The organism is Citrobacter sp. Igbk 14 (assembly GCF_028069825.1).
GTDB lineage: Bacteria > Pseudomonadota > Gammaproteobacteria > Enterobacterales > Enterobacteriaceae > Citrobacter.
This window is the reverse complement of sequence record NZ_JANEWM010000049.1, coordinates 1-25,783: the sequence shown is the minus strand read 5'-3', so window position 1 is coordinate 25,783 and position 25,783 is coordinate 1. Positions and strand designations below refer to the sequence as shown.

The window sequence follows — 25,783 nt, the reverse complement described above, 5'->3', positions numbered from 1 at the left end:
CCCTATTATTGTCTGTCATTCTTTTGTTCTACTATCCACTTTTCGATGTCTTCACGCTTGAAACGCCAGGATGTGCCCACTTTGAAGGCAGGTATTTTCGCTGACGTTGCCATACGGTAAACAGTTCGCTCGTTGAGCTTTAGGTACGACGCGACATCCTTAACGGTCATTATTTGCTCACTCATTTGCGTTATCCGCACTCTGTTGAGGGTAATGTTTCAGTGTCGAAATAGTACAAGGTTGTCATCATACGTTCAACATTATTACCCGTTGTCAAGCAGATTGAAGCCACCCAGGTCAGGGGTGAATGATTAGGGATTACTACCCAGGGGTATCCGTGTCTTTGCCTTTGCCAGTGAAGACAAAGAATATCAGCCGTTGTTGGATGATATTCTGGATGGCCCAATGGTGGGACGTTTTGATACTGAAGAGGCTGGGAGCGCGTTGATCGATGGAGGATTGATTGAGCGTTTGATGTCAACCATCATGCCATTTATTACTTCTGAGGCCTCTCAACCCGATACAAACTTGCGTCGGGAAACCACTTGGTATTATCCGTTAGAAGCTGTTCGTGAAACCGTTGTAAATGCTCTGGCACATCGTGACTGAGCATGCTTTGTTGAGATTGAAATCGGTTTATATAATAACCGATTCGAGGTTATTAGCCCCGGTGCGCTGAATAACTCTATGTCGGTTGAGAAGATGATGGCAGGCCAGCGCTCACCGCGTAATATGATCATCATGGAAGTCTTGCGTGACTATGGTTGTGTTGACTTCAGGGGAATGGGGATTAGGACAAAAATCATCCTTCTGACTCGGGCTTTGAGTGGACAAGTACCGGAGTTTACCGCAACGGATGATTATCTGAAGACGGTTCTTTATCGCTCGCCATCTCTCTGATATCAAATTGGTTTTATTTTTTGTGGCCTGAACTTATTGGTAAAGGTTACGTCATGTGGAGAAAGTTTAACCTACATATGCCTGTCAGTAGTTATCGCTATGCCAATTGGTCGGAACTCATAAGCAGGGGCATTGTGCCCCCGTTATTGATGGAGTTTCGAGAATGGCACGTACACGCGCCCTGCGCCGCCACCATGAGCGGCGTTTGAAAGCAATCCGTAAGTATTATAATAATGCTGGAAGTCGTTCGCTGACGCATGTTGGCATGGTTTACCACACCCCCTGTTCGTGTAGTTGTTGGATGTGTGGAAATCAGCGTAAAAATCATGGGATGAACCGGCAGGAGGTTAGAGCCCGCCTGCGTTACACCGATTGAGAGGGCATATGCGTTATATACAGGAGCATTGGTAACAACCTTTAACGGGAGTTACCTATGTCCAATTTTAATACCAGAAAAGATCGCGATCGGAATGGAAATCCGCTACCACATTATCGAATCAACTATCCCAGTAGTGAAGGGATTACTTATATCCATTACCGTGACCGTAGCACTTTGCGTCTACCTCGCTGGGATGCAACAAAATCGCCAGGTTGGTGGCGGCGGCTAATGACTACGCGCCCACGTCGTACAGCAAACCGTATTAACGTGGTTCGCGTGTTGCGTGGAGCTGACCCTGATGGCCTGTCATGGCGCACAGGGAACCGGCCGCAGATCTATTTTTATTCATATCAAAAGTCTGTATGCCGCGTGGAACGGAGTCAATTTATCCGATGCACTATCGGTATGAATGGGTGTAGCTCATTTGGTACGACACCCAGCCAATACTCGCTATCTGATTAAAGCAATGTAATCTTCAATTTGTGGCTGTAACACCCAGAATTTCTGTAGCTTCTGATCTGTCCACGATATCAGCGATTCCGTGGATAACCGGTGTAACTCCTTCCATTCGTTGTGATCGATGTCAGTTGCCAGTTCAGCCCAGCATAACAGTGTTAACCTTTCTCTGATCCCTGGCCCTCTGAATTGTTGAAACAATGACTGTAGCTTGTTGCTGAGGCGACGCATCCCCAGCCGCTCGCATTCGCTAAGCAGCACACCCGGCAGCAGTAACGACATCAGGCCTGTGTTGATGTCCTGCGCCACTGTTATTGGTGCTGTTGTCGGGATCTTGAGAACGCGCTGGAGGCGTTCAGGGATCACCAGCTTGGCAAGTTCACCACCGGGCAGTGTGCAGAGCACCATCGTCAGCGTGTGCCAGCGGATAATCTCGGGCTGGCACTGACCATGAATAATGGCCGGGCGAGTATAATCGTTCAGGCAGGTCTGATAGTGGTTGAGTAATGTGTTCATTGTTTTTTCCTTACGTTAGTTAGCAGGCAGCGGCCATCGCAGAATGCCGGATAGCCGGTGTGCCTGGGTCAGATTGAAATCAGATAGTGCAGAGAATTATTTGCGGAATGGTTCAGGTGCTCACGAGAGGAATGGTCTTGGTGAGCCACAGGGATCAGTAGTGCATAAACACGACGTACTCATCCATCAGCGCCGTCAGCACCGTATTCTCCTCCTGCCGGTGTATCAGCCAGGTAGTAATTTGTACGTCGTCCGCCAGCGCCAGCATATCCAGCCAGTCGTCTACCGGAGCCCCCATCATCAAATCGTACCAGCACAGCCAGATAAGCTTCTGGCGAAGCTCACGCGACCTGACACGCGTCAGAAGATGGCGCAGTTTGCTGGCAAGGTGGTTTTGCTTCAGCCTGACGCATTCACTCAACAAAATCCCCTCCAGCCCGGCATGGGTGAACAACAGCTCCGTGTTGATGTCGAGACTGATTAGAAAATCACGCTGAATGCTCAGTGGGTCGGGGCGAGTTTTGCCATAAATCATCCTGTACAGGCTTTGCGGCACCACAGCAGTGACGGCTCCCGTGCCTGGAAAATATAATGTTGAGAGTGTAAGACCGTGGCTGAACTGAATGTGCGGGTGGCACATGCCATTTTTGATAGCGATACTGGTCAGATCGCTCAGCCAGCGCTGGTAGGTGTTGAGCAGTACATCATGACGGGCTATGGTTTCTTTCATCGATTGATACCTTGTAAAGCAGACAGCCGCAGCAGGTAACTTGTCAGGCGGGCTACAGGGAATAATGGTGCAGGGACAGGAAAGACTACTGACGGGATTTTTTGATGCAGTTCTCTAGCCATGCTTCCACTTCGCTGCGATACCAGCGGGAACTGCGACCCAGCTTAATGGGTTTGGGAAACTTACCGTCTTTAATCAGCCTGTAGAACCACTTGTCGGTCATCCCGGTGTATTGGGTGATAGCGACCATATCGATGAGTGGATCTTCTGCACGAATCAATGATGCTGTTGTGGTGGTTGTCATAATCGAGTTCTCCCTCTGAGTGATTGATAACGGGAGAAAGGCAATGCGATAAATGGTGTGCGCCTGTTCTCCTCAGAGGATGGGGGGAGTACGTAAAAAAAGTGAGGAGCTGATCGACAGCGAAACTCGCCTACCCATCGGGCAGGTGCAGTTCAGTGTTGTATCCCGGAAGATTTCAACCGGGCGGAAAGTTAACGGTCAGTAGACGGTTAATTTTTCATTTCTGGCTGCAACCAAAAGAGCGTGTATTTGCGCTATAACTTTTTGTTCTTTCTTTTGCCATATAGCTCAACCGAAATGTCAGCTTGTTGTAGGTATCCTGGAATATTCCGTTACTGTTACCTTTATCAAGGTAGTAAATGGGATTTTTAGGGATCTGAACCAGCCCTGATGTATTCACCCCTTGATCCATTCTCAGCGCACTAAGCCAGGCCTGGTGAATTAACGAAGCCAACCCTGTGCTATTTTCTTTATAGCTTCCCAGACTATTGAATACATCATTGTTCACGAATATTACCGCATGATAGTGCGGTTTATTTTCGAACCCTGTTTCACGAACCCATATGTAACGAACTTTGCATGAGCACGTTCTACCCCATTGTTTACTTTTTCGCTTGCAATAGACTGCTACTTTTTCGTTTAATGATTCTATCATTCTGGACATCAGTCCCGGATCCAGATTTGGCATACAGCGAATACTGTCGCCAATATCTCTGTATTCAGGAAGGTGTAAATCTATTCGTATTGCTGTTGTTCTTGGATATTGAACCAGAGCGTTATCGATAACGGATATCATCCTGGCAAGATAGTGTGTATTGAATGGCGCATGGGTCATATCAAGACAGATATTGTTAAGCATGTTATATTTCCATGGAATGGGAGGATGAAGAACGGAAACCATTCATCAATAATGATGAATGAGTATTTTTATTACGTAAGCGGACTTATCGCGTGTGTTCTAACGGATGTATCTCTGATGAGATGTATGAAGGTATCTGATAGGGTTCTTGCTAATGGAAGTGTATCCATCTGATAACTATTATCCTGATATCGGTATATCCAGGGGGGAGTACGTTATCTCAGATGACTGTAAGATATATTAACAAACCGTCATTGAGTTAAATGGATAAACCCTATTGCGCCGCAGTTAAAGAATACTATTTCCTCTTATTTTCAGTCCGAAGTTAGCTGGGGTGTATTGTGCAATGATTAATGTCTATGCGTTAGCCCCAAGGTATCGGACAGGGGCCTTCAAAGTAATCGTGCTTAACGTAATTTTTAGTCTGAGTGTTGTTCATCCTGAACCAGGAGGAGGCTGCTCATAGCCTGGCTGGATGTTGATTGCGGGCAGTGCTCGTTTTCCGATGCCCCCTTCCCATGCGCCAGATAGCGATGTCAGTATTATGGTTTGAGATATTATCAATATTCTATATTGATAATTGTATAATTTGTTGTTTTTAAATGATTTTAAATAAATCTCAATAAGTTTTATTTTGGAGGTTTTCTGGGGTGTGCTTGAAGGCGTGTCGTGCTGAAGCAACGCATTCCTAGCATGGTGTTGCTTCAGTCAATGTCTATTGATAAGGAGTGATAAATGGTAGAAAAAACCAAAACATGTTCATTGAGCATGCGAAGAGAAACGCGTGAATTGTTGGATAAGTATGCTGCTGGACATAAGCATAAATCACGCTCCAGTCTTATCTGTGATCTTCTTGAGTTTGCTATTGAGAGGAAAGGGCAGTCTTCAAATCAGGAAATACCTCTACCCGACGAAAAGGTTATTTCACAAAAAGTTGGGAATATCTGGCATTCCTCTCTGCACGTTAACCAGATACCAGAAATGCCTTACTGTGGCGAAACATGGCTAAAAGTCGATGTTGATGGCGTATTGGGGGGAAACGAAGCAGATGAAGTTGGTAATCTGGAGATTGAATTAAAGACGAAATGCTCTCATCTTTTCAATAATAATTATGGTGAATCAAAAAACACATCGAAAAAAAATGAAGAAAATGCTGCCGGAGTAAAATCATGGTATGTGGTGAAAGAGTCAGAGAAGGCCACATTACTGGCTAAAAATATCGATAAAACTGAAAGCAACAAAAATATAAAAGTTTTGGCTGTAAGGTTAAATACCACTGAACTACACCGGTTCGGTGGTGACTCGCGATACAGTGCCAGTTATGCTGTGACATTAATTGATATCTCAAAAAATATCGACTCAAAAGATCATTTTTATCTCGACTATCATTCGATAAAAACCATTCCGATAACAGAATTTGGCAGCGGCTCACTACCTGGGCTCATCAAAGGCAAAAAAACACATGTACCTTTAAACTATATTTACTGGTTATCCATTACAATTTTTGCTGGCAATGTATTCATTCTTGGAGTGAAAAGAAGAGCTCATGCAAAAGATGATATTGAGAAACTTAAAACAGAGAAAATAATCATTGCCGGAGTACAGAAGATAAAACCTTATAAAGCTCAGGGCGAAAATAGTCCTGAGAAATAATTCTAATATAATGTTCATAAATTATTATCTGGGTTGCGGCTAGCTAATCTGCAATTCGGACATCCTGCTTATCAAAATTATCACTGACACTTAAAAAATATTCAGGTAGATATTATCCCCGTGACAACACCCAATAACCCGCTGCGAATCACCTTCCGGCGGGTTTTCTTTTCACTGTCTAAGGAGATAAATATGATTTGTCCTCATTGTGGTTCAGCCAATACGCAGAAGCGAAATATTGGCCGAAAAGTCGGTGGCGGGATTGGTGCCATCGCGGGCGGCGTTGCCGGTGCATCAGGCGGTGCTGAGGGGGCCGCAATCGGCGCTGCGGCAGGCTCCATTATCCCCGGCATCGGGACGATCGCCGGAGGCGTGATTGGTTTTCTCGTCGGGATGGGAAGTGGCGTTGCACTGGGCGCAACCGCTGGCGGAAGCCTGGATGGTGAGGTGCTTGATGAGTATCTCTGTTATGACTGCCTGCTGACATTCGACGATTAAACATCTATTGGTTCTGGCCCAGCCACCATTCCGTGTTTTGCTATTTAACCTCGCTTTTCCTGCTGTCGCCCTGTCGCTTCCCGCGACAGGGCCAGGCTTTATTTTCATGCTTTCACTCTGGCTCGTCACGGAGCGCTGGATCGCTGCCCCATCACTCTCGGGCATCATGGGGACACACCCTGTCCGTTTCCCTTCCTGAAAGTGATGTAAAAACCATCAATTTTGCCCACCAGCGCCCGTGGTGACAGGTGTCGGGCTACCAGGAAAAATATTTTTCGCTGTGTCCATACCCTGTCCGCGCCCCTCTTTATCATAACCACATGTTTCTCATGGCATTAAAACAGAGTCTTTTATGCCTCAGACTGAACGCCGTCATGAACGGCTTGCTGACAGGCTGACGCAAATTATTCGCCGCCTGTTCGCAGGGGAAAATCTCAATATGCGCCATCTTGCAGAAGAGTTTGGTGTTTCTGTCCGTACCCTGCGCCGGGATCTCTGCGAGCGCCTGACCGGGCTGGATCTGGAATATGGCGAGGGTCACTGTCGTCTGGCGAGTGCCGACAGTATCAGGCAACGCGAGAGGAACGGGCTGACGCTTGCCCGGCAAAGCGATATGAAAGCGCTGTTTCCGGGGCTGGATCTTCGCCTGGCCGGTGCGCTGCTGGATGAAACTGAACATAGCCCCTGCTGTATCTGGCCCCCGGTGGCACTGACTGCGGGTTCATTTACCGGGATTTTCAGCCATCTCGTCACTGCGATTAACCGGCGTAACCGTATCTCTCTGCTGGCGGAAGGGCAGCGCTGTGAGTGCCTCGCGCCTTACCGTCTTATCTGTCTGGATCGCAACTGGTATCTGGCGGGTGAGCTGTGGAATGACATTGCCGTGTTCCCGCTGGCCGAGATCCAGGATGTGGCAGTGCTGGCCGACACTTATACACGCAGCGAAGCGCTCTGTCGTCTTACTCGTCACCCCAACTTTATTAATGCCTTACCCCATTACCGGTTTATCCGGGATCTGCTTGCCACCTTTAAATCCGGCCCGTTGCCGAACGGTGCCGACAAATAAACGCTGATGATTCAGCACAACACGACCGGATGGAGTTCACTGCCGGTTTATCTGAACGAAAAGGAGAACATCATGAAAATCCAGAAAATCACGCTTCGCCTCTGCCATGCCGGACGTCGCTGCCCGGACTGCGGCTCATCGGACGATATCATTCCGTGGGGTGACGGCTGGATGTGCCGCGACTGCGGCTGTGAGTGGGGAAAAAATAACGGTTACTGAGCCAGGGAGCACTGTCATGGGATTCTGGGATAGAGCGGGTCAGCTCGCGCTCAGCGCAGCAAAAGAAGGACTGAACACCGTCCGGGACATGAAGGAAACGCACGATCAACTGGAAGGGAAAAGCAGCTCACAGCTGGAGCAGATCGCGGATAGCCGAAAGGTGGGCGAGATTGAACGGCGGCTTGTCCGCAAGATCCTGCGCGATCGCGGTGAAAGATAATTGTCTGCGTTATCCGGGGCCTTTTACGGCCCCGTTTTTATTGAAGGAAATAGACAGAAATGAAGATGAAAAACAGGATCACATAAGGGTTATTGGTCGCATCGCTGATGGCGGCCAGCGCCGGAGCATGGGCTGCGGCAAAGACTGCCGTGGATGCCCAGACCTGCATGGATGACAGTTGCCCGTATCCGAGCGATCTATATAAATCCGATCCGGTCTACACCCACGATATTGAGAGCAATTTAAGTGCGGCGGGAATGACAAACCTGATTGGTCCCTCGGGCAAACTGGCCGGACCGGAAGGTCCGTTGTCACCCGTACAGATTGAGGGCAAGACCTGGCTGAAGAGTATGGTGTGCGAGGCGGGTAATTGCGGCTATCACTATTTCAACTTCCTGTATCAACCTGATAGTCATCAGTTACTGGGGTACTATTTCGATGGTCAGGGAGTCTGGATCGGTAAACCCAATAACGAAGAAGCCAGTATCCTGACAGACGGTGAAATAACAACTGGCCCCGGCGAGGCCGGTACAGCACCGGTTGCCGCTGCACCCGCTTCCGCGCCTGCATCAGCGGATGCGCCACCAGCCAATACCATCTGGACGTTCAGCAATAACGGCACGACGCTCTGGCAGGCCTGTGGCGGTCAGAACAGTACCTGTGTGATTGTGGGAAATTCAAAATGGTACGTTGCGGTGCTGAACCGTCGCTCGGCGACTGGCTGCGCATTCGGTGACTTTTATGTCGCCGACCGGAGTTCAGCGGCGTGGCACCGGTACGACACCGGCACCTGTAGCGCCGATGCCTACATTCAGCAGGGCAGCATCAGCCACGGTCAGTATTCGTCAGTCGATATTCTTATCAACGGGTCGCTGGTGAAACAGTTCCCTATTGGTTACTGGTCGGCACAGAAATCCTTCTCCGGTGGCAACCGACCTTCCGGGTCGAAAACGAAACAAAACAACCAGCACTAACCCCTTCAGCCATCATCACCCCGGCCTCTGTTGCGTCAGCAGCAGGGGCCTTTTTGTTTTTAAGGAGTCTGATATGTCTCAATCTTTACGCCTGCCCGACGGGCCGTTTACCCGCGCTGAGGCCAGCGCGGTTGCCGCCTGCTATCAGAATGTCGCCATCGAAGATGATCAGCAGACCCACTTTCGTCTGGTCGTTCGTGATACTGACGGAAGTCTTATCTGGCGGGACTGGAATTTTGCTGCCGGAGCTGGTCAGGGACTGAACCGCTTTATCGCCGACTACGGCATTCGTAAGGCGTTCGCGTGAACAACGAACGCCGCAAACGCCTGACTCTGCTGGCACAACACGTCACTGAACTGAAAGACGATGTGCAGGCTGTGCTCGATGAGGAAGAGGATGCCTTTAATAACCTGCCGGAAGGCTTACAGAATGGCGAGCGCGGCGATGCGATGCAGACGGCCATTGCTGCACTGGATGCGGCAGTCTGCGCACTGGAGGAGGCCAGTGACTAGCTGACGGAAGCGCAAATGTAGCCTTCAGCCACAGCGGGCATAACCTGCCCACAACCACACCATCAGACCATGTTCCCGCCAGGAGCATGGTCTTTTTTATACCGTTACCCCACTACCGAGGAATAAATCATGCGATTAGCCAGCCGCTTCGGGCGGATAAACCAGATACGCCGTGACCGTCCATTAACCCATGAAGAACTGATGCAGGTGGTCCCCAGCGTGTTCAGTGAAGACCGCCACGAATCCCGCAGTGACCGATACGCTTACATCCCCACCATCACGTTGCTGGAAAACCTGCAACGCGAAGGGTTTCAGCCGTTCTTTGCCTGCCAGTCCAGAGTCAGGGACCCCGGCAAGCGTGAACACACCAAACATCTGCTGCGACTGCGTCGTACCGGGCAGATTACCGGTATGCAGGTGCCGGAGATTATTTTGCTCAACAGCCACGATGGTTCCAGTTCGTACCAGATGCTGCCGGGGTACTTCAGAAGCGTCTGTACCAATTCGCTCGTCTGCGGTCAGTCGTTTGGTGAAATCCGCGTGCCGCACCGGGGAGACGTGGTGGAGAAGGTCATCGAAGGGGCTTACGAGGTGCTCGGCGTGTTTGACCGCGTGGAGGAAAAACGCGAGGCCATGCAGTCGCTGCAACTCCCGGCCACGGCGCAGCAGGCCTTTGCCAGAGCCGCGCTGACCTACCGCTTTGGCGAGGACCACCAGCCGGTGACTGAAGCGCAGATTCTGGCACCCCGCCGCTGGCAGGACGAATCCGGCGACCTGTGGACGGTCTACAACCGCATCCAGGAATCGCTGATTAAAGGCGGTCTGTCGGGCCGTTCAGCTCAGGGGAAACGCAGTCACACCCGCGCCGTGAAAGGCATTGATGGCGACCTCAGGCTCAATCGCGCCCTGTGGGTGATGGCCGAAGAACTCCAGCAGGCGCTGAGCTGATATCCGGCAGCACCGCATCCCTTTTCCCTTTATTCATTTACAGCGAGATTTCATCATGCAACACACCACACCCGCACATCAGCCGCAACCTGACCGCACCGCTATCACGGCCAGCCTTGTTCCCGACGAAGAACGAATCGCCTTCTGGGGTCGTCGCTTTGGTCGCGTCCGCCAGTGGGTATTTCTGGAGCCACGGGTATTTGCCTGGCTTGACCTCTGGAGCACCGACTATCAGGGCGGCATCTGGGATTTTCACATACTGTCGAATGGCGGCGCGTTTCTGACACCGCCGGAGCTGGAGAGCTACACGCTGTTTAACGAACACAACGGCAATGATGCCGAACTCAGCACTGAAGCCACCGGTATTGCCGTCTGCCTGATGGCCTGGAGTCACCATGCCTGCCGTACCGGTTGCCAGGCTATCAGTGAACACTACTACCGCCTGCGCGATTACGCGCTGGCCCATCCTGAATGTAGCGGCATTATGCAGCTGATTGACTGAGGAGACTCCCTTATGAACACAGCACTATCGCTGGTTTCCGCCCAGCCCGATGAAGTCCCTTCTTCCGCTCTGACCCCAGGCGCACGGCGCATCATCCGCCAGGCGCTGTCGATACTGGAACAGCACCTGCGCCAGCCTGGTGTGTCGCTCCTCTCGGCAGAGGAAACCCGCGACTGGCTGCGCCTGAAAATGGCCGGACTGGAGCGGGAGGAATTTATGGTTCTGTTCCTGGATAACCAGCATCAGCTACTGGCCTGTGAAACCCTGTTCACCGGCACTCTCAGCCACGTTGAAGTCCATCCCCGTGAAATCGTGAAGACGGCCCTGCGCCATAACGCCGCAGCGGTGATCCTGGCGCACAATCACCCCTCCGGTACACCAGAGCCCAGCAAGGCGGATCGGCTTATCACGACCAATGTGCAAAACACATTGTTACTGGTGGGTGTGCAGACCCTCGATCACTTCATTGTCGGCCACCGGGAAATTGTTTCGTTTGCTGAGAGAGGCTGGTTGTAATCATGAAAATCGTCACCAGAGCCGCTGCAATGGCGATACATCAGCAGCATCCCGGCTCACGTCTCTTTCGTTACTGCACGGGCAAATACCAGTGGCATGGTGGTGCGAACCACTATATCGGGCAGGACGTTCTGGATATTCCCGGCGTACTGGCTGTCTTTGCCGAACGCCGCCAGGATCGGCACGGACCGTATGCACTGCTGCGCTGCGTGACCCTGAATTAATCCTATTTAAGGAAAACTAAAAATGGAAATAGATAAAACTACATCCACGCCAGTATGGGGACTACGGAACGACGTCTTCCCGTCATTTGGCGCTCGATTAGTTCAGGAGGGTAATCACCTGCACTATCTGGCTGACCGGGCGGGTATTTACGGTGAATTTACCCCGGCGCAACTACAGATACTGGATGCCGTATTCCCGAAGTTTATCAAACGAATGGAAGTAGCTTTGCGCTCTGGCGCACTCAATCCGCGCGAGGCCAGACGCTTTACGACTGAACACCGTGGCATAACCTGTGAAGCCGATACGTGCGGATCATTCGGCTACGTTTATCTTTCGCTTTACCCAACCATCGTTAAAAGCTGACCGGCATCCCCCTCAATATCTGTTTACCAACGGAATTCCATTATGCAAACCCAATACAACCCCCCACACCGGGCGACCCCGTCACAGCCGTCGCCTGTTGAAATCTGGCAGAAAATGCTGACCCATTTGCTGGCTAAGCATTATGGCCTCACGCTCAACGACACGCCGTTTAGCGAAGAGAAGGTGATTCAGGAACACATTGACGCCGGTATCACACTGGCGAGCGCCGTTAACTTTCTGGTGGAAAAGTATGAGCTCGTTCGTATCGATCGCAAGGGAATTAGCTGGCAGGAACCATCACCCTATCTCCGGGCTGTCGATATTCTGCGGGCGCGACAGGCCACTGGCTTGCTAAATCAGTGCAAAAAACGCAAATGTAACCAGCCAGATGGTTGATTCAAAACATGATAAATGACGTAACCCGTGCCCGTTTAAAGCGGGCAATAAATGTTATTATACTAAAACATAAAAACAGGCGAGGCTGGTGTAATGAGAATCGACAAACTTTCACTGCTTAACTTTCGTTGCTTTAGACAGCTCGATATTACTTTTGATGAGCACATTACGATTCTGGTTGCACCGAACGGCGCGGGCAAGACGACAGTGCTGGATGCGGTGCGCCTGGCGCTGTTCCCCTTTATTCGTGGTTTTGATGCCAGCCTCTACGTAAAAGATAAATCACTAGCGATCCGTACCGAAGATGTACGTCTGGTTTTCCGCCCCGAAGCGCTGAATATGGAAATGTCGTCTCCAGCCATGATTACAGCTACCGGAGAATGGGAAAGCGGAAAGACGGCAACCTGGATGCTCGACAAGCGAGGAGAACAGCCGCCGCATGAAGATAAGACGGCGGCGCAGCTTACCCGCTGGGGTGAGCAACTTCAGACGCTGGTGCGTGAAGAGCATAGTTTTCAGCAGGTTGAACTTCCCTTAATGCTTTATCTGGGGACTGCTCGCTTGTGGTATCAGGAACGTTATGAGGCACAGTCTACTGAACAGCGTCTGGATAACAGCGCCTTTTCACGTTTGTCTGGTTATGACGATTGCCTCTCGGCCACATCAAACTATAAACAGTTTGAGCAGTGGTATAGCTGGCTATGGCTTAGCTACCGTGAACATCAAATCACACAACTTGAATCACCTTCAGCAAAGTTAAAAGAAGGTGTTCGTGTTCAGCGGATGAAAGAAGCCATTCAAGCTATCCAGCAAGCCATTAACTGTCTGACGCAGGAAGTGACTGGCTGGCACGATCTGGAATACAGCTCCAGCCATAACCAGCAACTGGTGATGAACCATCCGCAGCACGGCAAGATTCCCTTAGCCCAGCTTAGCGATGGCCTGCGTAATGCCGTTGCGATGGTAGCAGATATCGCGTTTCGCTGTGTCAAACTCAACCCGCATTTACGCAATGAAGCCGCCTTAAAAACCCAGGGAATTGTGCTGATCGATGAAGTTGATATGTTCCTGCATCCAGCCTGGCAGCAGCAAATTATCCAGTCTTTGCGCAGCGCATTTCCGCAGATCCAGTTTATTGTTACGACCCATAGCCCGCAGGTGCTCAGTACGGTAAAACGCGAATCCATTCGCCTGCTTGAGCAGGATGAGAATGGCAACGGGAAAGCGTTGACGCCGCTCGGGGCGACCTACGGCGAGCCAAGTAACGATGTACTGCACAGCGTGATGGGCGTCGATCCGCAACCTCCGGTTAAGGAGAAGGCCGATCTGCAAAAGCTGACGGCATGGGTGGATCAAGGGAAGTTCAACGAGCCAGAAGCACAGCAACTGATGGCTGCATTGCAGGTGGCGCTGGGTGATCAACATCCGCAACTCCAACGCTTACAGCGCAGCATTGCCCGGCAGAACCTGCTGAAAGGGAAGGCACAATGAGGCATGTGATCAAAACTCGCCGGGGGACAGATGCCTTACTCACTGCAAATGAAAATCCACCACAAGATTCGGATCAATCGACCCGTCGCTGGCATCGCTTTGGTCGTGAGAATAAAGCAGCCTTAATGACTCTGCTTCTCAATGAGCAATATCACCTTTGCTGTTACAGCGAAATCCGTGCTGATTTGCGTGGCCTCGGCTATCACATTGAACACGTCGAAAATAAAAGCCAGCAGCCAGTGCGAACCTTCGATTATCAAAATCTCGCAGCCAGCGCGTTAGACTCTGAGAATGGCTTGCCCCAGCTTGGCATCAACGCGTTCGGTGGTCATGCACAGGGAAAGAATAAATCTGTGGATATGGCAAAGTTTATTCATTGCCACCTACCTGACTGTCCCCGTTATTTTGCTTACCTTTCTGATGGTCGGATCGTTCCTGCTGATGAGCTAAATGCACAAGAGACGGAGAACGCGCAATACACCATTGATCTATTGAACCTGAACAGCGGATTCCTTCAAACGGAACGCCGTAATCATTGGGAAGAGTTGGAACAGCTTTTTGATGAACATATTGAGAAAGGCTGGGATCTGCACCAATTACTTCAGCTTGATCTGGTCCCTTCGCCAGATCATAAACTACATGAATTCTTCTGCATTACACGTCAGTTTTTCCAGCAAGAAGCTGAACAGGTATTACAGGATTACGCTCCCGAATTGATGTAACAGCACCATCCCATTCCTGATTCAGGGCGACAGTATTATTTATTGCGAGTCGCCTTCCTGATTTACTCCCTCAAGATTTATTCACCTTTATTTCTCTGCATAATGCGCCTGCCACTCCCGGCAGGCGTGTTTGCTTTTATACGGACGAAAAATTATGCAAACAGAAGCTGAAGTGTTAACCGATCATAACGAACTTATCTGCTCGACAAATATTGAACGGATCGTCACCGGGCGGAATGCTGCACTGAAACAGATTGAAGCCGTGATCCACCAGCTTGATGAGATTTCCCGACTGACATCCGGTATTGGCGGCAACACAGCGGAGCACTGGGCGATGCGACAAGGTCGTGCTTTTGACTGCTGGTTGATGCAGGCAACGGACAAAGCTCTGCCAGTTATCGCCCGCAATATCGATCGCAGCATCTGGCGCGATCTGATGCTGAAATCCGGGATGTTAACCCTGATGGACGCTGAAGCCCGTAGTCAGTGGGCGAAAGATCTGGAGGAGGGCGATCTTCCGGCCATCAGCGAAGCCAATATCCTGAGTACCTTTGAGCAGTTGCACCATAACAAGCAGGATGTTTTTGAACGCGGCATTATCAATGTGTTCAAAGGGTTGTCGTGGGACTACAAAACCAATAACCCTTGCTACTTCGGCAAGAAGATCATCGTTAACAATCTGGTGAAACATGACCGATGGGGCTACAGCCTGAACTGGGGCTGGCGGCGCGATCAGCTCGCCGATCTGGAGCGGATGCTCTACCTGCTTGATGGGAAGACCATTCCCGACAACCGGCATGATGTCTCTATCCGGTTTATGGACTTTGTGCGCGACAACCCGCATCAGCAGGTCTTTGAGGATGATTTATTCTCTATTCGCTATTTCCAGAAAGGCAGCGGACATATCACGTTCAAGCGTTTGGATCTGGTGGAGAAGATGAATGACATCGTGGCGAAGCACTTTCCGGGGATGTTGCCTGCAAAATGAGACATGATGTTTTTATAGGCATCTCTATGCTAATCTTAATAGGAGTTATTAAATGTTATTAAAGGAGATAATCCCTATGGGTTCGCTTACCAAACAAACCATCAGCGCACAGATACCAGTGGAGTTGGCTGCTGCTGTTGAAAATCTGGCAATTGAGTTAGATCGTTCTAAGAGCTGGATTATTAAGGAAGCGTTGACCAATATGCTGGCCGAAAGAGAACGGCGTCATCAGAGTATCCAGGCCGGTCTTGCTGATGTGGATGCCGGTCGTGTGGTGAGTCATTCGGACATGGTGGATTTCGCTAACCGTTTAAAGAAAGCCTGATAGATGAAAATTTACTGGACGCGTAAAACTCAGGATGACCTGGAACGCATCTACCGTTTTGCCCTTCAGTATAGCCGCCAGCACGCCGATGACGTTTTGGATCGCCTGATTACTGGGTGCGCTGGCCTTGCTGCGCATCCGGCAATTGGCGTACAGCAGCCTCGGTATGAACCTCGGGAAGTCCGAAAAGTGTTATTTGATGATTACGAGGTTCACTGCGAACTTCGTGACAATGATATCTATATCGTGGATCTCTGGCATACAAAAGAAGAACGCTGAAGAGATTTTCTTTTCGTTCACGAGCGCTGGTTACTGAGTAAAAACACAATTTTGTGTCTTTACTCATTTATGTGTTTTAATGGCACTTTCTGCCTCCTTCTGAAGGATGGATGCCATGTTACAGAATAACATCAAACAGCTTCGTACCCAGCTATCTATCACCCAACGCGAACTGGCATTTATGGTTGGCACCAGTCAGCAGCAAATTCAGCGTATCGAAAGTGGAAAGGTTGCAGCCCGACTGGGGCTTGCGCAGGCAATATGTTCAGCGCTGGATAAACCGCTAAATGCCGTCTTTCCTGGTGGCGAAAACACACTGAAAAAAGTGCGCAGTCAGTATAGTTGTAGCGATGAGGAACTGGAAAATATCGCGACCAGTGGCATCGAAATGGACTGCAATCTCTGGACCGTAAAACTTTGGCTACAGGGGCAGCAGGATTATCTGCTATTGCCTATATCTTCTGCGGATAAGCGGCGATTCTATTATTATTTTCAGGAACAGACCGCCCCTAATATAGAACGTTTCTTTGTTTTTAATTCCGAGCAGCATCGCTACGCTTTAAACATACGTGAAGTGGTATTTCATCAGTTTCTGGCTGATGGTTTACCAACAATCGTTGACGAAGAGGATGACTACGAGGACGATTATTTCAATGTTCATATCACTCTGGTAAACGGTGGGCCAGTGATTCCGTTGAGTGTTGAGTCTGATGCGCCACAAAATGAGGAGGCGGGTGATATCGGTCAGTTGAACGCGTTCTTTGAAATACTGGATTGTGAGCCTGAGACAACAGATCGCTACATGATAACTGATGAGGATGGGGAGGATGCTTTTATCCGTATTGGTTCTATCGCGATGGTGCGAGTTGCGCTTGACGTGTTGGAACCAGTAGAAGACGATGATGAGTAGTATTAAATGAATTGATTTCTTAAGAAATGGTGCTGAGTATACATGTGAGTATACAAAGCAACTGCGTATTTTTATAAATCCATTGATTTCATGTTGTTATGCTGAAAATCGCGGTGCGGCCTTCGCACTCACCCTCTAAACACCTCTTTCCTGTGCCACTCCACAAACCCTTCTTTTGGATAATTCTCGCGTATCATCGGTAGAGCAATCTTCTTCCCGGAAAAATCCCAGAATAGTTTGCCCACCATACCGCTGCCATTCACGGCGGGCGACACCTGAATTCGCATACTCTCATCCAGCCCAATCGAACCTTTATCAAAGGCTTTATGGTGGATTGCGCACAGCGCCAGGCCGTTTGAAATCTCGCACGGGCCGCCGTGCTGTTTCCATTTGATATGGGCGGCTTCCAGGGCGACAGAGGTGCTGTCGTGGCGCATATTGAAGCCACAAATGGCGCATTCATAGTTATAGGCACGCAGAACCTGCTGGCGGAACAATGGGTCCCGCTGTTTGCGGATTTGCAGGATATCAAATCCCAATTCATCCGCGATCTCTTCCTGAATGCTTTCGGTGAAGTGCGCCTCGAGGATTTGCTGGGCCAGGGCGTTAATGAGGTTGTTGCTCTTTTTCAGCAGGGCAAAATGTTGTTCATCAAAGCCTCCGGCAACGTTATGCGTCACCAGTTCTCCGGCAGGGGGCTGTTTGCTGCTGCCGGACGTTGAACAATGCTCCGCGTTTTGTAGCTCCCAGAACCCATCTCCCTGTAAGCGCCAGAAGGGCATATCCGGGCGGTACTGTGCGCGCTGTGGCCCAAATCGCTCCAGCAGGCTATGCAACGGGTCGCGAACTTCCGTACCGTAGTCAAACAGGCGACTGTGACCCTGCTGATAACCCGCCAGTACATGAAGCAGCAGCAGAGGCTTGTGTGGCGCACGCTGCTCGCCTTTACGCCAGATGGTGATGTCGGCAATTGCCTGTTGCAGGGTTTTACTGGAACTCATTGATTTCATTATCAGGTAAATAATTGCGATGATGCTCGCAAAATATCACCGGATCAAGAGGAGTGAGGCCGATACACTATCGACGTCACTTTATCACTTGCCGTTATTTCAGAAAGCCTTTGGTTAAAGGAACTTGACCCATGAATGAACTACCCGACACGCTGCCGCGCGAGTACATCATCAAGGCCATTCACGCCTATGACTCGGGCTTCTCGCATCGTTTCAAAGAGGCACGGCTTTATGAGCTGGAATTTCAGGGGCGTCGCTATCCGTCAAAAGCTATTGCCGGAATTGCGGCGACGCTTTTGACGGGCAAAGCGTTTACCCCTCAGGATTTCTCCGGCGGTATCAGTTCGAAATGCGTCAGATTATTGATTGAGCAAGGTTTTCACATTGTTCAGGATAAAAATCGTGCTGCGGCGGTGAGCGACACGCTCTTCCCTGAAGAGCTCGAGGCGCAAACTGAATATATAGAAGGGGCAGCAACTCAGGTGACTGTGAATCGCTATGAGCGCGACCGCAATGCCCGACAGGCAGCGCTTCGCCACCACGGCTATCAGTGCAAAGTATGTGGCATCGATATGTCAAAGGTATACGGTAAGATTGCCGAAAGATTTATCCATGTTCATCACCTGGTCTCTCTATCGGTAATAAAAGAAGACTACCGCCTTGATCCCATCAATGACCTGATCCCTGTGTGTCCAAATTGTCATGCTATGCTGCACCGGCGCATGCCGCCGTATACCCCAGAAGAACTGAAAAATATACTGTGCTAAACGCTAATAAAGGCGCCCGCAGGCGCCTCAATGACAATCACACTCTCACCCCTTCAATGCTTTCCCCGTAATCACCTCTATAAACTCCAGCACCTGCTTTTGCTTGCGCGCGGAGAGCTTTTCTACTTTGCGCAGGGATTGCATCAGTTCTGACTCTTCGGGCTGGGGCTTTTGGGCGGTGAGCACGATGCAGCCTTGCATTACGCACACATCAACGCGGGTGCCGGTGTCGAATCCGGCGGCTTTCAACCACTGCCCCTTCATCACGATGGACGGAAACTGGACGCACTTCACCGGAATATGGCTGTAATCAGGATAACGACTCGCATAACCCACCTTCAGGCGGCGGTTATCTGCGGCGTGCACTTCTGGATCAAACGAAACTGCAATACAATGCGTATCAGTCATGGTGGCTATTCTCCGATAATAGTTACTGCGATTAGCGATGCGCAGGTGTTGGTGCACCTTCGCATCGCACTAATAAAACCCCTGTAAATAACCCCAGTGAACTGGGGGAAGTCCAGATGTAAATACAATGAAATAAGCGCGAATAGCACGCTTTCGGAATAAATAGAAAACTCCTTCATCCCAATAAATCCGGTATTATTCACCGTATAAATTCATTCCCTGTTGCACGCCTCAATATCGCTACGCTCCAGAAAACAACACCGGTTGGCATCAGACCAAAAATGCGATCTAACTCACTGAAGCAAATAGCAAACTCTGAAACAAGCATGTTTTGTACACTTTGCTTTACACTTTTAGTGATGTGAATCACAAATATAAACCCGCGAAGTGATCCGACTCTCACAAATTGGGGTGTACTCATTGAGCAATACATTATGAGCACAGCCTGGAAAGTTAAGTTTTCAGTATTTCCCCTCTCCAGTGACATGCAACGGTGAAGAGCAAATCAAAACGCAAAAAAAAAGTTGTTGAATATGAACGGGTAAAAAAAAGCCATGTGATTTGCATCACTCACATTTACAGCTTTTTAAATTATTGCCAATGATTAATGTTGACCGTGCTATTTCCATAATCAATCAAATCTTGCATAGTGCCTGCACATTATTTCTCCCCCTGGTTCAGGAGGTGAATAGTTATATTTCATCAAGGCTTACTGATGAACCCGATATGCTTTACTTCACATTAATACGTACATGACCACTGTTACTGGAGAAACAAAATGAATTATCCGGCAGAACCCTTCCGTATTAAAAGCGTTGAAACTGTATCTATGATCCCGCGTGATGAGCGCCTTAAGAAAATGCAGGAAGCGGGTTACAATACTTTCCTGTTAAACTCGAAAGATATTTATATTGACCTGCTGACCGACAGTGGCACCAACGCGATGAGCGATAAGCAGTGGGCCGGAATGATGATGGGTGATGAAGCCTACGCGGGCAGCGAAAACTTCTATCATCTGGAAAGAACCGTACAGGAACTGTTTGGCTTTAAACATATTGTTCCGACTCACCAGGGCCGCGGTGCAGAAAACCTGTTATCGCAGCTGGCAATTAAACCAGGGCAATATGTTGCCGGGAATATGTATTTCACCACCACCCGTTATCATCAGGAAAAAAATGGTGCGGTATTTGTCGATATCGTTCGTGACGAAGCGCACGATGCCGGTCTGAATATTGCGTTTAAAGGTGATATCGATCTTAAAAAATTACAAAAGCTGATTGATGAAAAAGGCGCTGAGAATATTGCCTATATCTGCCTGGCGGTGACGGTGAACCTCGCGGGCGGACAGCCGGTCTCGATGGCGAACATGCGCGCGGTGCGTGAACTGACGGCAGCACACGGCATTAAAGTGTTCTACGATGCTACCCGCTGCGTGGAAAACGCCTACTTCATCAAAGAGCAAGAGCAGGGCTTTGAGAACAAGAGCATCGCAGAGATCGTCCATGAGATGTTCAGCTATGCCGACGGTTGTACCATGAGTGGTAAAAAAGACTGTCTGGTGAACATCGGCGGTTTCCTGTGCATGAACGATGACGAAATGTTCTCTTCTGCCAAAGAGTTAGTCGTGGTCTACGAAGGGATGCCATCTTACGGCGGCCTGGCAGGACGTGACATGGAAGCCATGGCGATTGGCCTACGCGAAGCTATGCAGTACGAATATATTGAGCACCGTGTGAAGCAGGTTCGCTATCTGGGCGACAAACTGAAAGCCGCAGGCGTACCGATTGTTGAACCGGTTGGCGGTCACGCGGTATTCCTCGATGCGCGTCGCTTCTGTGAGCATCTGACGCAGGACGAGTTCCCTGCGCAAAGCCTGGCTGCCAGCATCTATGTGGAAACTGGCGTACGCAGTATGGAGCGCGGAATTATCTCTGCGGGTCGTAATAATGTGACCGGCGAACATCACAGACCGAAACTGGAAACCGTGCGTCTGACTATTCCACGCCGCGTTTATACCTACGCGCATATGGATGTGGTGGCTGACGGCATCATTAAACTTTACCAGCATAAAGAAGATATTCGCGGGCTGAAGTTTATTTACGAGCCGAAGCAGCTACGCTTCTTTACTGCACGCTTTGATTATATCTAAATTATTTTTATGGCCCCATCACTGATGGGGCTTTTTTGTTTTCTTTTTCCATGAACAGGAAGCCTTTGCGGTGCCCGTTACCGTGACATAACTAAAAGAAGCAAACCCTGATTCCGACATTTTTATTATCCGCATGATGTACAAATGACAGCTGTAATTATAACGAATAGTCTACAGGAACATTTATCATGGATATTAATGCCATTGAGCGACAGAGTAGTACCCCCGGACTGATTAGCGGAACCATGTTGGTTATTGCAACCGTTGTGGGTGGCGGGATGTTTTCCCTGCCGATTGCGATGGCCGGCGTATGGTTTCCCGGCGCCGCTGTTATTCTTCTTTTTATTGCCATCATGATGTTATTAACCGGTCTGATGCTGGTCGAAGTTAACCTGCATTATGGCGCTGGTGCCAGTTTTAATACCTTTACCCAGGATTTATTAGGCCGAAAGTGGAATATCGTGGTCGGTATCGCTTTCGGCTTTGTGCTGTATATTCTGACCTATGCTTATATTTCTGGTTCGTCAGCGGTGATGGCGCAAACCGTGTTCAAATACAGCGGTGTGCGCTTTCCGGCGAATATCTCGGTGGTGATCGTCAGTATGCTGGTCGGGGCGATTGCCTGGTACAGCTCACTGCTGGTTGGGCGCATCACTACCGTGTTGATTATCGGTAAGTTTATCGCGTTCTTTGCCACTTTCTCCGGGCTGGTGGGTCATATTGAGGTGGCGAAACTTGTCGACAGCGTGGCGGTGGCGATGCCCAACTCACAGTACTTGCCGTATATCCTGATGACGCTGCCGTTCTGCATTATCTCGTTTGGTTTTCACGGTAACGTGCCGAGCCTGGTCAAACTGTATGGCAAGGGCGGTGTCTCACATATTACGCGTTCGATTATCATCGGCACGCTGTTTGCCCTGCTGCTGTATATCTTCTGGCTGGGCGTCACGATGGGCAACATCAGCCGTTCCTCGTTCCCGCCGATTATCGCCAAAGGCGGCAATATTGACGTGTTTGTCGAGGCGATCAGTGAACTGTTCACCAGCCGCTATATGGACCTGATCCTGACCTTCTTCGGCAACTTCGCGGTGGCCAGTTCCCTGCTGGCGGCAACCCTCGGTCTGTTCGATTACATCGCCGACCTGTTTCATTTCCCGGATAACGGCGTGGGCCGCCTGAAAACTGCGCTGGTGACCTACTTCCCGCCAGCCGCCGTGTGCTTCTTCTTCCCGAACGGTTTTGTGCACGCAATCGGCTATGCCGGTCTGGCCTTTACTATCTGGAGCGTGATCCTGCCGCCGTTCCTGGTGAAAGCCGCGCGGAAGCGTTTTCCGACTGCCACGTATACAGCGCCCTGCAACAACACCGTGCTCAACCTGGTGATTATCTGCGGAGCGGTTGTCTACCTGACAGTTGTTCTTGACGTATTGGGTCTGCTGCCAACGTTTCGTTAGACGGAGTCAAAATGAAAAACGTGTTGTCTGTTCAGTCGTCAGTCGTTTATGGCTATGCCGGGAATAAGGCCGCGGTGTTGCCGATGCAGCTCTCGGGTATCGATGTCTGGCCGTTTTACACCGTACAGTTTTCCAACCATACCCAGTACGGGATGTGGCAGGGGATGGCGATGCCGCACGGTGAGTTGAGTGCGATCATCAGCGGGCTGGACGATCTGCAAAAGCTCGCCCAGTGCGATGCCGTGTTGTCGGGTTATCTCGGTGATAAACGTCACTGCGAAGAGGTAAAGCACGCGGTTACCACCATTCGTCAGCGTAACCCACAGGCGCTCTACTTTTGCGATCCGGTGATGGGTGATCCGCAAAAAGGCTGCATTGTCGCGCAGGGTGTGGAGGCCTTTTTTGTCGATGACGCCATTCAACTGGCCGACATAATGGGACCAAATCTCTATGAACTGGGTGTGCTGACGGGCAGACAACTGCGTAGTTTTGACGAAGTAGTGGAAGCGGCGCAGCAACTGGTGGCGTGGGGCGTGAAGAAGGTGCTGGTGAAACATCTCGGCGACTGCTCGCGTGATAAGCAGGCGTTTGAAATGCTGCTGGTGACACCGGAACAGACGTTACACATTGCCCGGCCGCTGTATACCTTTGCCAAAATGCCGGTGGGTGTTGGGGATCTGATTTGCAGTGTGATGTTGGCTTCGTTGCTGAATGGCTTTGAGGATAAACAGGCGCTGGAGCGAACGACAAGTGTTGTCGATGCAGTCATGCGGCTGACGAAAGAGCGCGACTCGTATGAACTGCGGCTGATAGACGCGCGTCATCAGATTATGGATCCACAGGTTCGCTATCAGGCAACGGTGATCTGACGCCGCAAGGGGGCTCTGTGTTTCTGACATTGCTGAGGCTTCAGCATCCGTTGGTCTACCGTTTTGCGTGGCTGCGTATTTGGGTTGTGATGTTAAAAGCGTGCGGACTGCGTAAGAGAAAGGGGTGAGCATGTTACGCCGCTGTCGCTGCCGGATGCGGCTCGCGCCTTATCCGGCCTACAAATGAGCGTGAAACGCAGGCCTACAAATAAGTGTGAAACGTAGGCCTGATAAGCGAAGCGCCATCAGGCATAAGTGCCAGGTATTACACGCGGAAGTAGCGTGGTGGAATCAACGCGGAAAAGGCGTCGAACTTCTTCACCATCTTTTTCCAGAACAACATAACAATAATCCTCGATTTGAAACATCGGCGCTATTTTAGTCAGCGCCGACAAATCGTAAAGTCTGTTGCCTCGTTCCGTTCCCGGGGCGGTGTAAACCTTTTTGGTCACTGTGTCGTCAAATACGATTGCCGCGAATTTGACGGGGTTGACAATGGTTTACGCCATAAACCAGTAATAAAACAGACCGACTTTCAGGCCGAGGATCACAATGTAGGCGCAGCAGTATTTCATGGTGCCAGACATAATCTGGTTGGCCTGACCGTCCATTTTGGTGGCAGAAACCGCGATGGCGATGCTTTGCGGCGAAATCATTTTCCCCCCCGTAGCGCCAGAGGTATTGGCCGCCGCCAGCCAGTTAGGATCGATATGTAACTTGCTGGCGGCAATGGTTTGCAGCTTGCCGAACAGAATGTTCGAGTTGGTATCGCTGCCGGTAACGAACGTGCCCAGCGCGCCAATTACCGGGGCGAGGAATACGTACGAGCTGCCGGTCAGATCGACAATCGACTGGGCCAGCGTGGAGATAATCCCGCTGAGATCCATCACCGTGGCCAGCGCGACGATCGCCATAATGGCGACGATAGAGTTTTTAAGCTGGAAAATCGTTTTGATAAATACTTCCAGCATCCCACGTGCGGACGCTCCCTGAATAAAACCGCCGATAATGGTCGCAAAGATGATCAGCATCCCCGGCGTGGTCACCCATTCCACTTTCAGCGCCATCGTTTTGCCGTCAGCGAGCGTGAAATGCAGCACCGAAGCCAGTTGGGACGCTGCGCCTTTTATTGTCGGGAACAGCGGCGAACACAGCAGGATAAACACAAAAATAAACAGATAAATAGAGCCAACCCGGAACAACACTTTTGCCGAGCGCGGCGTGGTTTCGCGGGTATGGCTGACCTCAATGCGCCACTCGGGATCGGTTTTCCCTTTGCGCAGGCGACTGACCATCGCCACGGCAAACAGGCTGACCAGGCTACCGGCAAAGGCGGGTAATTCCGCGCCAAGATGGATGGCGACAAAATATTGCGGAACCAGCGTGGTGATGCCGCAAATCAACGTGATCAGAAATACGCCGCGAATGGCTCTCAGGCCGCCGCCAATAATGCAGACAATCACAAACGGCAGCAGGATATTAAACAGCGCGAGCTGCAAAATAATGGTTCCGCCTAAGGTATAAACCGGCAAATTAACCTGTTCTGCCAGAATAGAAACCGGGATCCCGACCGCGCCAAATGCGGTGGGAACGGTATTTGCTACCAGAGAAGCAATCGCCGCCTTCAGCGGGTTGAATCCCAGCGCAATGAGGATGCCGATCGGAATGGCGACCGCCGTGCCATAGCCCGCCGCGGCTTCCAGGAATCCACCAAAACACCATGAAATCAGCAGCACTTGAATACGCTTATCTTCGCTAATGCTGGCGAGAATATCGCGCAGAATATCCAGCGCTTTGGTTGCCTGCATGACGTTATAACTAAAGATAGCGCCGAGGATCACAATCACAATCGGCCATAATCCCTTCAGTGCGCCATAGCCTATTGCGGCTTGCAGATTCTGTACCGGCATCGCCCAGAATATCGCTGATAGCGCGGCGGTGAATACTAAAGAGATCAACACGGAATAATGGATGGGCATTTTCAATTTCAATATTAAAAATACCATCAGTAGTAACGGAGAGAGTGCCAGGGCAAACATAAAATATTCGTTCATTGCTATTCCTGATTGGTTTATTAAACCTGATTTATATTTATGGTGGAAAGGCTACATTGACGCATAAATAAAATATGTAAACTGAATCGCTTCAGTGAATAAAGTAATTATGATTAATAG

34 protein-coding genes and 1 pseudogene are annotated in these 25,783 nt (G+C 50.1%); 27 read left to right on the top strand and 8 right to left on the bottom strand.

Annotated features, from left to right (window positions below):
* Window positions 1-5: 5 nt before the first annotated feature.
* On the bottom strand, window positions 6-170 hold the full coding sequence (mads1, locus tag NNN64_RS17360) for a methylation-associated defense system helix-turn-helix domain-containing protein MAD1 (RefSeq protein WP_425359694.1): 165 nt from the start codon (window positions 168-170) through the stop codon (window positions 6-8).
* A gap of 235 nt (window positions 171-405) precedes the next feature.
* Here mads1 and NNN64_RS17355 point away from each other — a divergent pair, with 235 nt between their 5' ends.
* Window positions 406-609 carry a hypothetical protein gene (locus NNN64_RS17355; RefSeq protein ID WP_271442169.1) on the top strand — a complete coding sequence of 68 codons (204 nt, stop codon included), beginning with the start codon at window positions 406-408 and terminating at the stop codon, window positions 607-609.
* Between the two features lie 15 nt (window positions 610-624).
* Complete coding sequence (locus NNN64_RS17350; protein ID WP_333908964.1) at window positions 625-900, top strand: ATP-binding protein; 276 nt, start codon at window positions 625-627, stop codon at window positions 898-900.
* Window positions 901-1,729: 829 nt separating this feature from the next.
* On the opposite strand, the gene NNN64_RS17345 is transcribed toward NNN64_RS17350, so the two are convergent.
* The 4 genes from NNN64_RS17345 to NNN64_RS17330 form a co-directional block, all read right to left on the bottom strand.
* Window positions 1,730-2,251: a malate transporter gene (locus NNN64_RS17345; protein WP_271442168.1), complete on the bottom strand. Its 522-nt coding sequence runs from the start codon at window positions 2,249-2,251 to the stop codon at window positions 1,730-1,732.
* Between the two features lie 154 nt (window positions 2,252-2,405).
* Window positions 2,406-2,981, bottom strand: a complete 576-nt coding sequence (locus tag NNN64_RS17340) for a hypothetical protein (protein ID WP_271442167.1) — start codon at window positions 2,979-2,981, stop codon at window positions 2,406-2,408.
* Window positions 2,982-3,066: 85 nt separating this feature from the next.
* Complete coding sequence (locus NNN64_RS17335; RefSeq protein ID WP_271442176.1) at window positions 3,067-3,288, bottom strand: helix-turn-helix transcriptional regulator; 222 nt, start codon at window positions 3,286-3,288, stop codon at window positions 3,067-3,069.
* Window positions 3,289-3,502: 214 nt separating this feature from the next.
* Window positions 3,503-4,144 carry an inovirus Gp2 family protein gene (locus tag NNN64_RS17330; RefSeq protein ID WP_271442166.1) on the bottom strand — a complete coding sequence of 214 codons (642 nt, stop codon included), beginning with the start codon at window positions 4,142-4,144 and terminating at the stop codon, window positions 3,503-3,505.
* A 735-nt stretch (window positions 4,145-4,879) separates the two neighbouring features.
* Here NNN64_RS17330 and NNN64_RS17325 point away from each other — a divergent pair.
* The 21 genes and pseudogenes from NNN64_RS17325 to NNN64_RS17225 all read left to right on the top strand — a co-directional run bounded on the left by NNN64_RS17325 (window position 4,880) and on the right by NNN64_RS17225 (window position 16,952).
* Window positions 4,880-5,797 (top strand): hypothetical protein, encoded by a 918-nt coding sequence (locus NNN64_RS17325; protein WP_271442165.1) that lies wholly within the window; start codon window positions 4,880-4,882, stop codon window positions 5,795-5,797.
* Between the two features lie 192 nt (window positions 5,798-5,989).
* On the top strand, window positions 5,990-6,295 hold the full coding sequence (locus tag NNN64_RS17320) for a hypothetical protein (protein WP_271442164.1): 306 nt from the start codon (window positions 5,990-5,992) through the stop codon (window positions 6,293-6,295).
* A 352-nt stretch (window positions 6,296-6,647) separates the two neighbouring features.
* Complete coding sequence (locus NNN64_RS17315) at window positions 6,648-7,361, top strand: helix-turn-helix transcriptional regulator (RefSeq protein ID WP_271442163.1); 714 nt, start codon at window positions 6,648-6,650, stop codon at window positions 7,359-7,361.
* A gap of 72 nt (window positions 7,362-7,433) precedes the next feature.
* Window positions 7,434-7,580, top strand: coding sequence for a hypothetical protein (locus NNN64_RS17310; protein WP_023892166.1), 147 nt, complete (start codon window positions 7,434-7,436; stop codon window positions 7,578-7,580).
* A gap of 16 nt (window positions 7,581-7,596) precedes the next feature.
* Complete coding sequence (locus NNN64_RS17305; protein ID WP_271442162.1) at window positions 7,597-7,800, top strand: transposase; 204 nt, start codon at window positions 7,597-7,599, stop codon at window positions 7,798-7,800.
* 92 nt (window positions 7,801-7,892) lie between these two features.
* Window positions 7,893-8,774, top strand: coding sequence for an Ivy family c-type lysozyme inhibitor (locus tag NNN64_RS17300; RefSeq protein ID WP_271442161.1), 882 nt, complete (start codon window positions 7,893-7,895; stop codon window positions 8,772-8,774).
* Window positions 8,775-8,847: 73 nt separating this feature from the next.
* On the top strand, window positions 8,848-9,081 hold the full coding sequence (locus NNN64_RS17295; protein WP_271442160.1) for a DUF905 domain-containing protein: 234 nt from the start codon (window positions 8,848-8,850) through the stop codon (window positions 9,079-9,081).
* Window positions 9,078-9,287, top strand: coding sequence for a hypothetical protein (locus NNN64_RS17290; protein ID WP_271442159.1), 210 nt, complete (start codon window positions 9,078-9,080; stop codon window positions 9,285-9,287). Before NNN64_RS17295 ends, NNN64_RS17290 begins: the two co-directional genes overlap by 4 nt.
* Window positions 9,288-9,413: 126 nt before the next feature.
* Window positions 9,414-10,235, top strand: coding sequence for a DUF932 domain-containing protein (locus NNN64_RS17285; protein WP_271442175.1), 822 nt, complete (start codon window positions 9,414-9,416; stop codon window positions 10,233-10,235).
* Between the two features lie 55 nt (window positions 10,236-10,290).
* The gene (locus NNN64_RS17280) at window positions 10,291-10,737 is read left to right on the top strand and encodes an antirestriction protein (RefSeq protein ID WP_271442158.1); all 447 of its coding nucleotides are present in this window, start codon (window positions 10,291-10,293) and stop codon (window positions 10,735-10,737) included.
* A 12-nt stretch (window positions 10,738-10,749) separates the two neighbouring features.
* Entirely contained in the window at window positions 10,750-11,253 is a 504-nt protein-coding gene (gene radC / locus NNN64_RS17275) for a RadC family protein (protein WP_271442157.1), read from the top strand.
* Window positions 11,254-11,255: 2 nt separating this feature from the next.
* Window positions 11,256-11,477, top strand: coding sequence for a DUF987 domain-containing protein (locus tag NNN64_RS17270; RefSeq protein ID WP_271442156.1), 222 nt, complete (start codon window positions 11,256-11,258; stop codon window positions 11,475-11,477).
* A 22-nt stretch (window positions 11,478-11,499) separates the two neighbouring features.
* Complete coding sequence (locus tag NNN64_RS17265; protein ID WP_271442155.1) at window positions 11,500-11,841, top strand: type IV toxin-antitoxin system YeeU family antitoxin; 342 nt, start codon at window positions 11,500-11,502, stop codon at window positions 11,839-11,841.
* 42 nt (window positions 11,842-11,883) lie between these two features.
* Window positions 11,884-12,237 carry a TA system toxin CbtA family protein gene (locus NNN64_RS17260; protein ID WP_271442154.1) on the top strand — a complete coding sequence of 118 codons (354 nt, stop codon included), beginning with the start codon at window positions 11,884-11,886 and terminating at the stop codon, window positions 12,235-12,237.
* A gap of 93 nt (window positions 12,238-12,330) precedes the next feature.
* Window positions 12,331-13,522 (top strand): annotated as a pseudogene (locus tag NNN64_RS17255) (AAA family ATPase).
* Window positions 13,519-13,728: a hypothetical protein gene (locus tag NNN64_RS17250; RefSeq protein WP_271442153.1), complete on the top strand. Its 210-nt coding sequence runs from the start codon at window positions 13,519-13,521 to the stop codon at window positions 13,726-13,728. Before NNN64_RS17255 ends, NNN64_RS17250 begins: the two are co-directional and overlap by 4 nt.
* Entirely contained in the window at window positions 13,725-14,450 is a 726-nt protein-coding gene (locus NNN64_RS17245; RefSeq protein WP_271442152.1) for a retron system putative HNH endonuclease, read from the top strand. Before NNN64_RS17250 ends, NNN64_RS17245 begins: the two co-directional genes overlap by 4 nt.
* 154 nt (window positions 14,451-14,604) lie before the next feature.
* Entirely contained in the window at window positions 14,605-15,438 is an 834-nt protein-coding gene (locus tag NNN64_RS17240; RefSeq protein WP_271442151.1) for a DUF4942 domain-containing protein, read from the top strand.
* A gap of 76 nt (window positions 15,439-15,514) precedes the next feature.
* The gene (locus tag NNN64_RS17235) at window positions 15,515-15,763 is read left to right on the top strand and encodes a CopG family ribbon-helix-helix protein (RefSeq protein WP_271442150.1); all 249 of its coding nucleotides are present in this window, start codon (window positions 15,515-15,517) and stop codon (window positions 15,761-15,763) included.
* A gap of 3 nt (window positions 15,764-15,766) precedes the next feature.
* Window positions 15,767-16,042: a type II toxin-antitoxin system RelE/ParE family toxin gene (locus NNN64_RS17230; RefSeq protein ID WP_271442149.1), complete on the top strand. Its 276-nt coding sequence runs from the start codon at window positions 15,767-15,769 to the stop codon at window positions 16,040-16,042.
* 115 nt (window positions 16,043-16,157) lie between these two features.
* On the top strand, window positions 16,158-16,952 hold the full coding sequence (locus NNN64_RS17225) for a helix-turn-helix transcriptional regulator (RefSeq protein ID WP_271442148.1): 795 nt from the start codon (window positions 16,158-16,160) through the stop codon (window positions 16,950-16,952).
* Window positions 16,953-17,080: 128 nt separating this feature from the next.
* Here the strand turns inward: NNN64_RS17225 and NNN64_RS17220 are convergent, their stop codons facing one another.
* Entirely contained in the window at window positions 17,081-17,953 is an 873-nt protein-coding gene (locus tag NNN64_RS17220) for a phosphorothioated DNA-binding restriction endonuclease (protein ID WP_271442147.1), read from the bottom strand.
* 140 nt (window positions 17,954-18,093) lie between these two features.
* Between NNN64_RS17220 and NNN64_RS17215 the strand changes: the two genes are divergently transcribed.
* Window positions 18,094-18,729: an HNH endonuclease gene (locus tag NNN64_RS17215; protein WP_271442146.1), complete on the top strand. Its 636-nt coding sequence runs from the start codon at window positions 18,094-18,096 to the stop codon at window positions 18,727-18,729.
* A 45-nt stretch (window positions 18,730-18,774) separates the two neighbouring features.
* Here NNN64_RS17215 and symE read toward each other — a convergent pair whose 3' ends face one another.
* Window positions 18,775-19,137, bottom strand: a complete 363-nt coding sequence (gene symE / locus NNN64_RS17210) for an endoribonuclease SymE (RefSeq protein ID WP_271442145.1) — start codon at window positions 19,135-19,137, stop codon at window positions 18,775-18,777.
* Between the two features lie 778 nt (window positions 19,138-19,915).
* Between symE and NNN64_RS17205 the strand changes: the two genes are divergently transcribed.
* The 3 genes from NNN64_RS17205 to pdxY all read left to right on the top strand — a co-directional run bounded on the left by NNN64_RS17205 (window position 19,916) and on the right by pdxY (window position 23,609).
* A complete protein-coding gene (locus tag NNN64_RS17205) occupies window positions 19,916-21,286 on the top strand; it encodes a tyrosine phenol-lyase (protein ID WP_016155590.1) in 1,371 nt (456 codons plus the stop codon).
* 188 nt (window positions 21,287-21,474) lie between these two features.
* Complete coding sequence (locus tag NNN64_RS17200) at window positions 21,475-22,740, top strand: aromatic amino acid transporter (protein ID WP_271442144.1); 1,266 nt, start codon at window positions 21,475-21,477, stop codon at window positions 22,738-22,740.
* Between the two features lie 11 nt (window positions 22,741-22,751).
* Entirely contained in the window at window positions 22,752-23,609 is an 858-nt protein-coding gene (gene pdxY, locus NNN64_RS17195; protein ID WP_271442143.1) for a pyridoxal kinase PdxY, read from the top strand.
* 500 nt (window positions 23,610-24,109) lie between these two features.
* Here the strand turns inward: pdxY and NNN64_RS17190 are convergent, their stop codons facing one another.
* Complete coding sequence (locus tag NNN64_RS17190; protein WP_271442142.1) at window positions 24,110-25,663, bottom strand: L-lactate permease; 1,554 nt, start codon at window positions 25,661-25,663, stop codon at window positions 24,110-24,112.
* Between the last annotated feature and the right edge of the window lie 120 nt (window positions 25,664-25,783).

Excerpts from the sequence above, each read along its gene's own strand:
- NNN64_RS17215 (WP_271442146.1), top strand. The coding sequence starts at position 18,094 with ATGAATGAACTACCCGACACGCTGCCGCGCGAGTACATCATCAAGGCC.
- NNN64_RS17320 (WP_271442164.1), top strand. The coding sequence starts at position 5,990 with ATGATTTGTCCTCATTGTGGTTCAGCCAATACGCAGAAGCGAAATATT.
- NNN64_RS17225 (WP_271442148.1), top strand. The coding sequence starts at position 16,158 with ATGTTACAGAATAACATCAAACAGCTTCGTACCCAGCTATCTATCACC.
- NNN64_RS17235 (WP_271442150.1), top strand. The coding sequence starts at position 15,515 with ATGGGTTCGCTTACCAAACAAACCATCAGCGCACAGATACCAGTGGAG.
- pdxY (WP_271442143.1), top strand. The coding sequence starts at position 22,752 with ATGAAAAACGTGTTGTCTGTTCAGTCGTCAGTCGTTTATGGCTATGCC.
- NNN64_RS17340 (WP_271442167.1), bottom strand. The coding sequence starts at position 2,981 with ATGAAAGAAACCATAGCCCGTCATGATGTACTGCTCAACACCTACCAG.
- NNN64_RS17345 (WP_271442168.1), bottom strand. The coding sequence starts at position 2,251 with ATGAACACATTACTCAACCACTATCAGACCTGCCTGAACGATTATACT.
- NNN64_RS17205 (WP_016155590.1), top strand. The coding sequence starts at position 19,916 with ATGAATTATCCGGCAGAACCCTTCCGTATTAAAAGCGTTGAAACTGTA.
- NNN64_RS17325 (WP_271442165.1), top strand. The coding sequence starts at position 4,880 with ATGGTAGAAAAAACCAAAACATGTTCATTGAGCATGCGAAGAGAAACG.
- mads1 (WP_425359694.1), bottom strand. The coding sequence starts at position 170 with ATGACCGTTAAGGATGTCGCGTCGTACCTAAAGCTCAACGAGCGAACT.
- NNN64_RS17200 (WP_271442144.1), top strand. The coding sequence starts at position 21,475 with ATGGATATTAATGCCATTGAGCGACAGAGTAGTACCCCCGGACTGATT.
- NNN64_RS17330 (WP_271442166.1), bottom strand. The coding sequence starts at position 4,144 with ATGCTTAACAATATCTGTCTTGATATGACCCATGCGCCATTCAATACA.
- NNN64_RS17310 (WP_023892166.1), top strand. The coding sequence starts at position 7,434 with ATGAAAATCCAGAAAATCACGCTTCGCCTCTGCCATGCCGGACGTCGC.
- NNN64_RS17230 (WP_271442149.1), top strand. The coding sequence starts at position 15,767 with ATGAAAATTTACTGGACGCGTAAAACTCAGGATGACCTGGAACGCATC.
- NNN64_RS17265 (WP_271442155.1), top strand. The coding sequence starts at position 11,500 with ATGGAAATAGATAAAACTACATCCACGCCAGTATGGGGACTACGGAAC.
- NNN64_RS17270 (WP_271442156.1), top strand. The coding sequence starts at position 11,256 with ATGAAAATCGTCACCAGAGCCGCTGCAATGGCGATACATCAGCAGCAT.
- NNN64_RS17305 (WP_271442162.1), top strand. The coding sequence starts at position 7,597 with ATGGGATTCTGGGATAGAGCGGGTCAGCTCGCGCTCAGCGCAGCAAAA.
- radC (WP_271442157.1), top strand. The coding sequence starts at position 10,750 with ATGAACACAGCACTATCGCTGGTTTCCGCCCAGCCCGATGAAGTCCCT.
- NNN64_RS17190 (WP_271442142.1), bottom strand. The coding sequence starts at position 25,663 with ATGAACGAATATTTTATGTTTGCCCTGGCACTCTCTCCGTTACTACTG.
- NNN64_RS17315 (WP_271442163.1), top strand. The coding sequence starts at position 6,648 with ATGCCTCAGACTGAACGCCGTCATGAACGGCTTGCTGACAGGCTGACG.
- NNN64_RS17240 (WP_271442151.1), top strand. The coding sequence starts at position 14,605 with ATGCAAACAGAAGCTGAAGTGTTAACCGATCATAACGAACTTATCTGC.
- NNN64_RS17260 (WP_271442154.1), top strand. The coding sequence starts at position 11,884 with ATGCAAACCCAATACAACCCCCCACACCGGGCGACCCCGTCACAGCCG.
- NNN64_RS17220 (WP_271442147.1), bottom strand. The coding sequence starts at position 17,953 with ATGAGTTCCAGTAAAACCCTGCAACAGGCAATTGCCGACATCACCATC.
- NNN64_RS17295 (WP_271442160.1), top strand. The coding sequence starts at position 8,848 with ATGTCTCAATCTTTACGCCTGCCCGACGGGCCGTTTACCCGCGCTGAG.
- NNN64_RS17245 (WP_271442152.1), top strand. The coding sequence starts at position 13,725 with ATGAGGCATGTGATCAAAACTCGCCGGGGGACAGATGCCTTACTCACT.
- NNN64_RS17355 (WP_271442169.1), top strand. The coding sequence starts at position 406 with ATGGTGGGACGTTTTGATACTGAAGAGGCTGGGAGCGCGTTGATCGAT.
- NNN64_RS17280 (WP_271442158.1), top strand. The coding sequence starts at position 10,291 with ATGCAACACACCACACCCGCACATCAGCCGCAACCTGACCGCACCGCT.
- symE (WP_271442145.1), bottom strand. The coding sequence starts at position 19,137 with ATGACTGATACGCATTGTATTGCAGTTTCGTTTGATCCAGAAGTGCAC.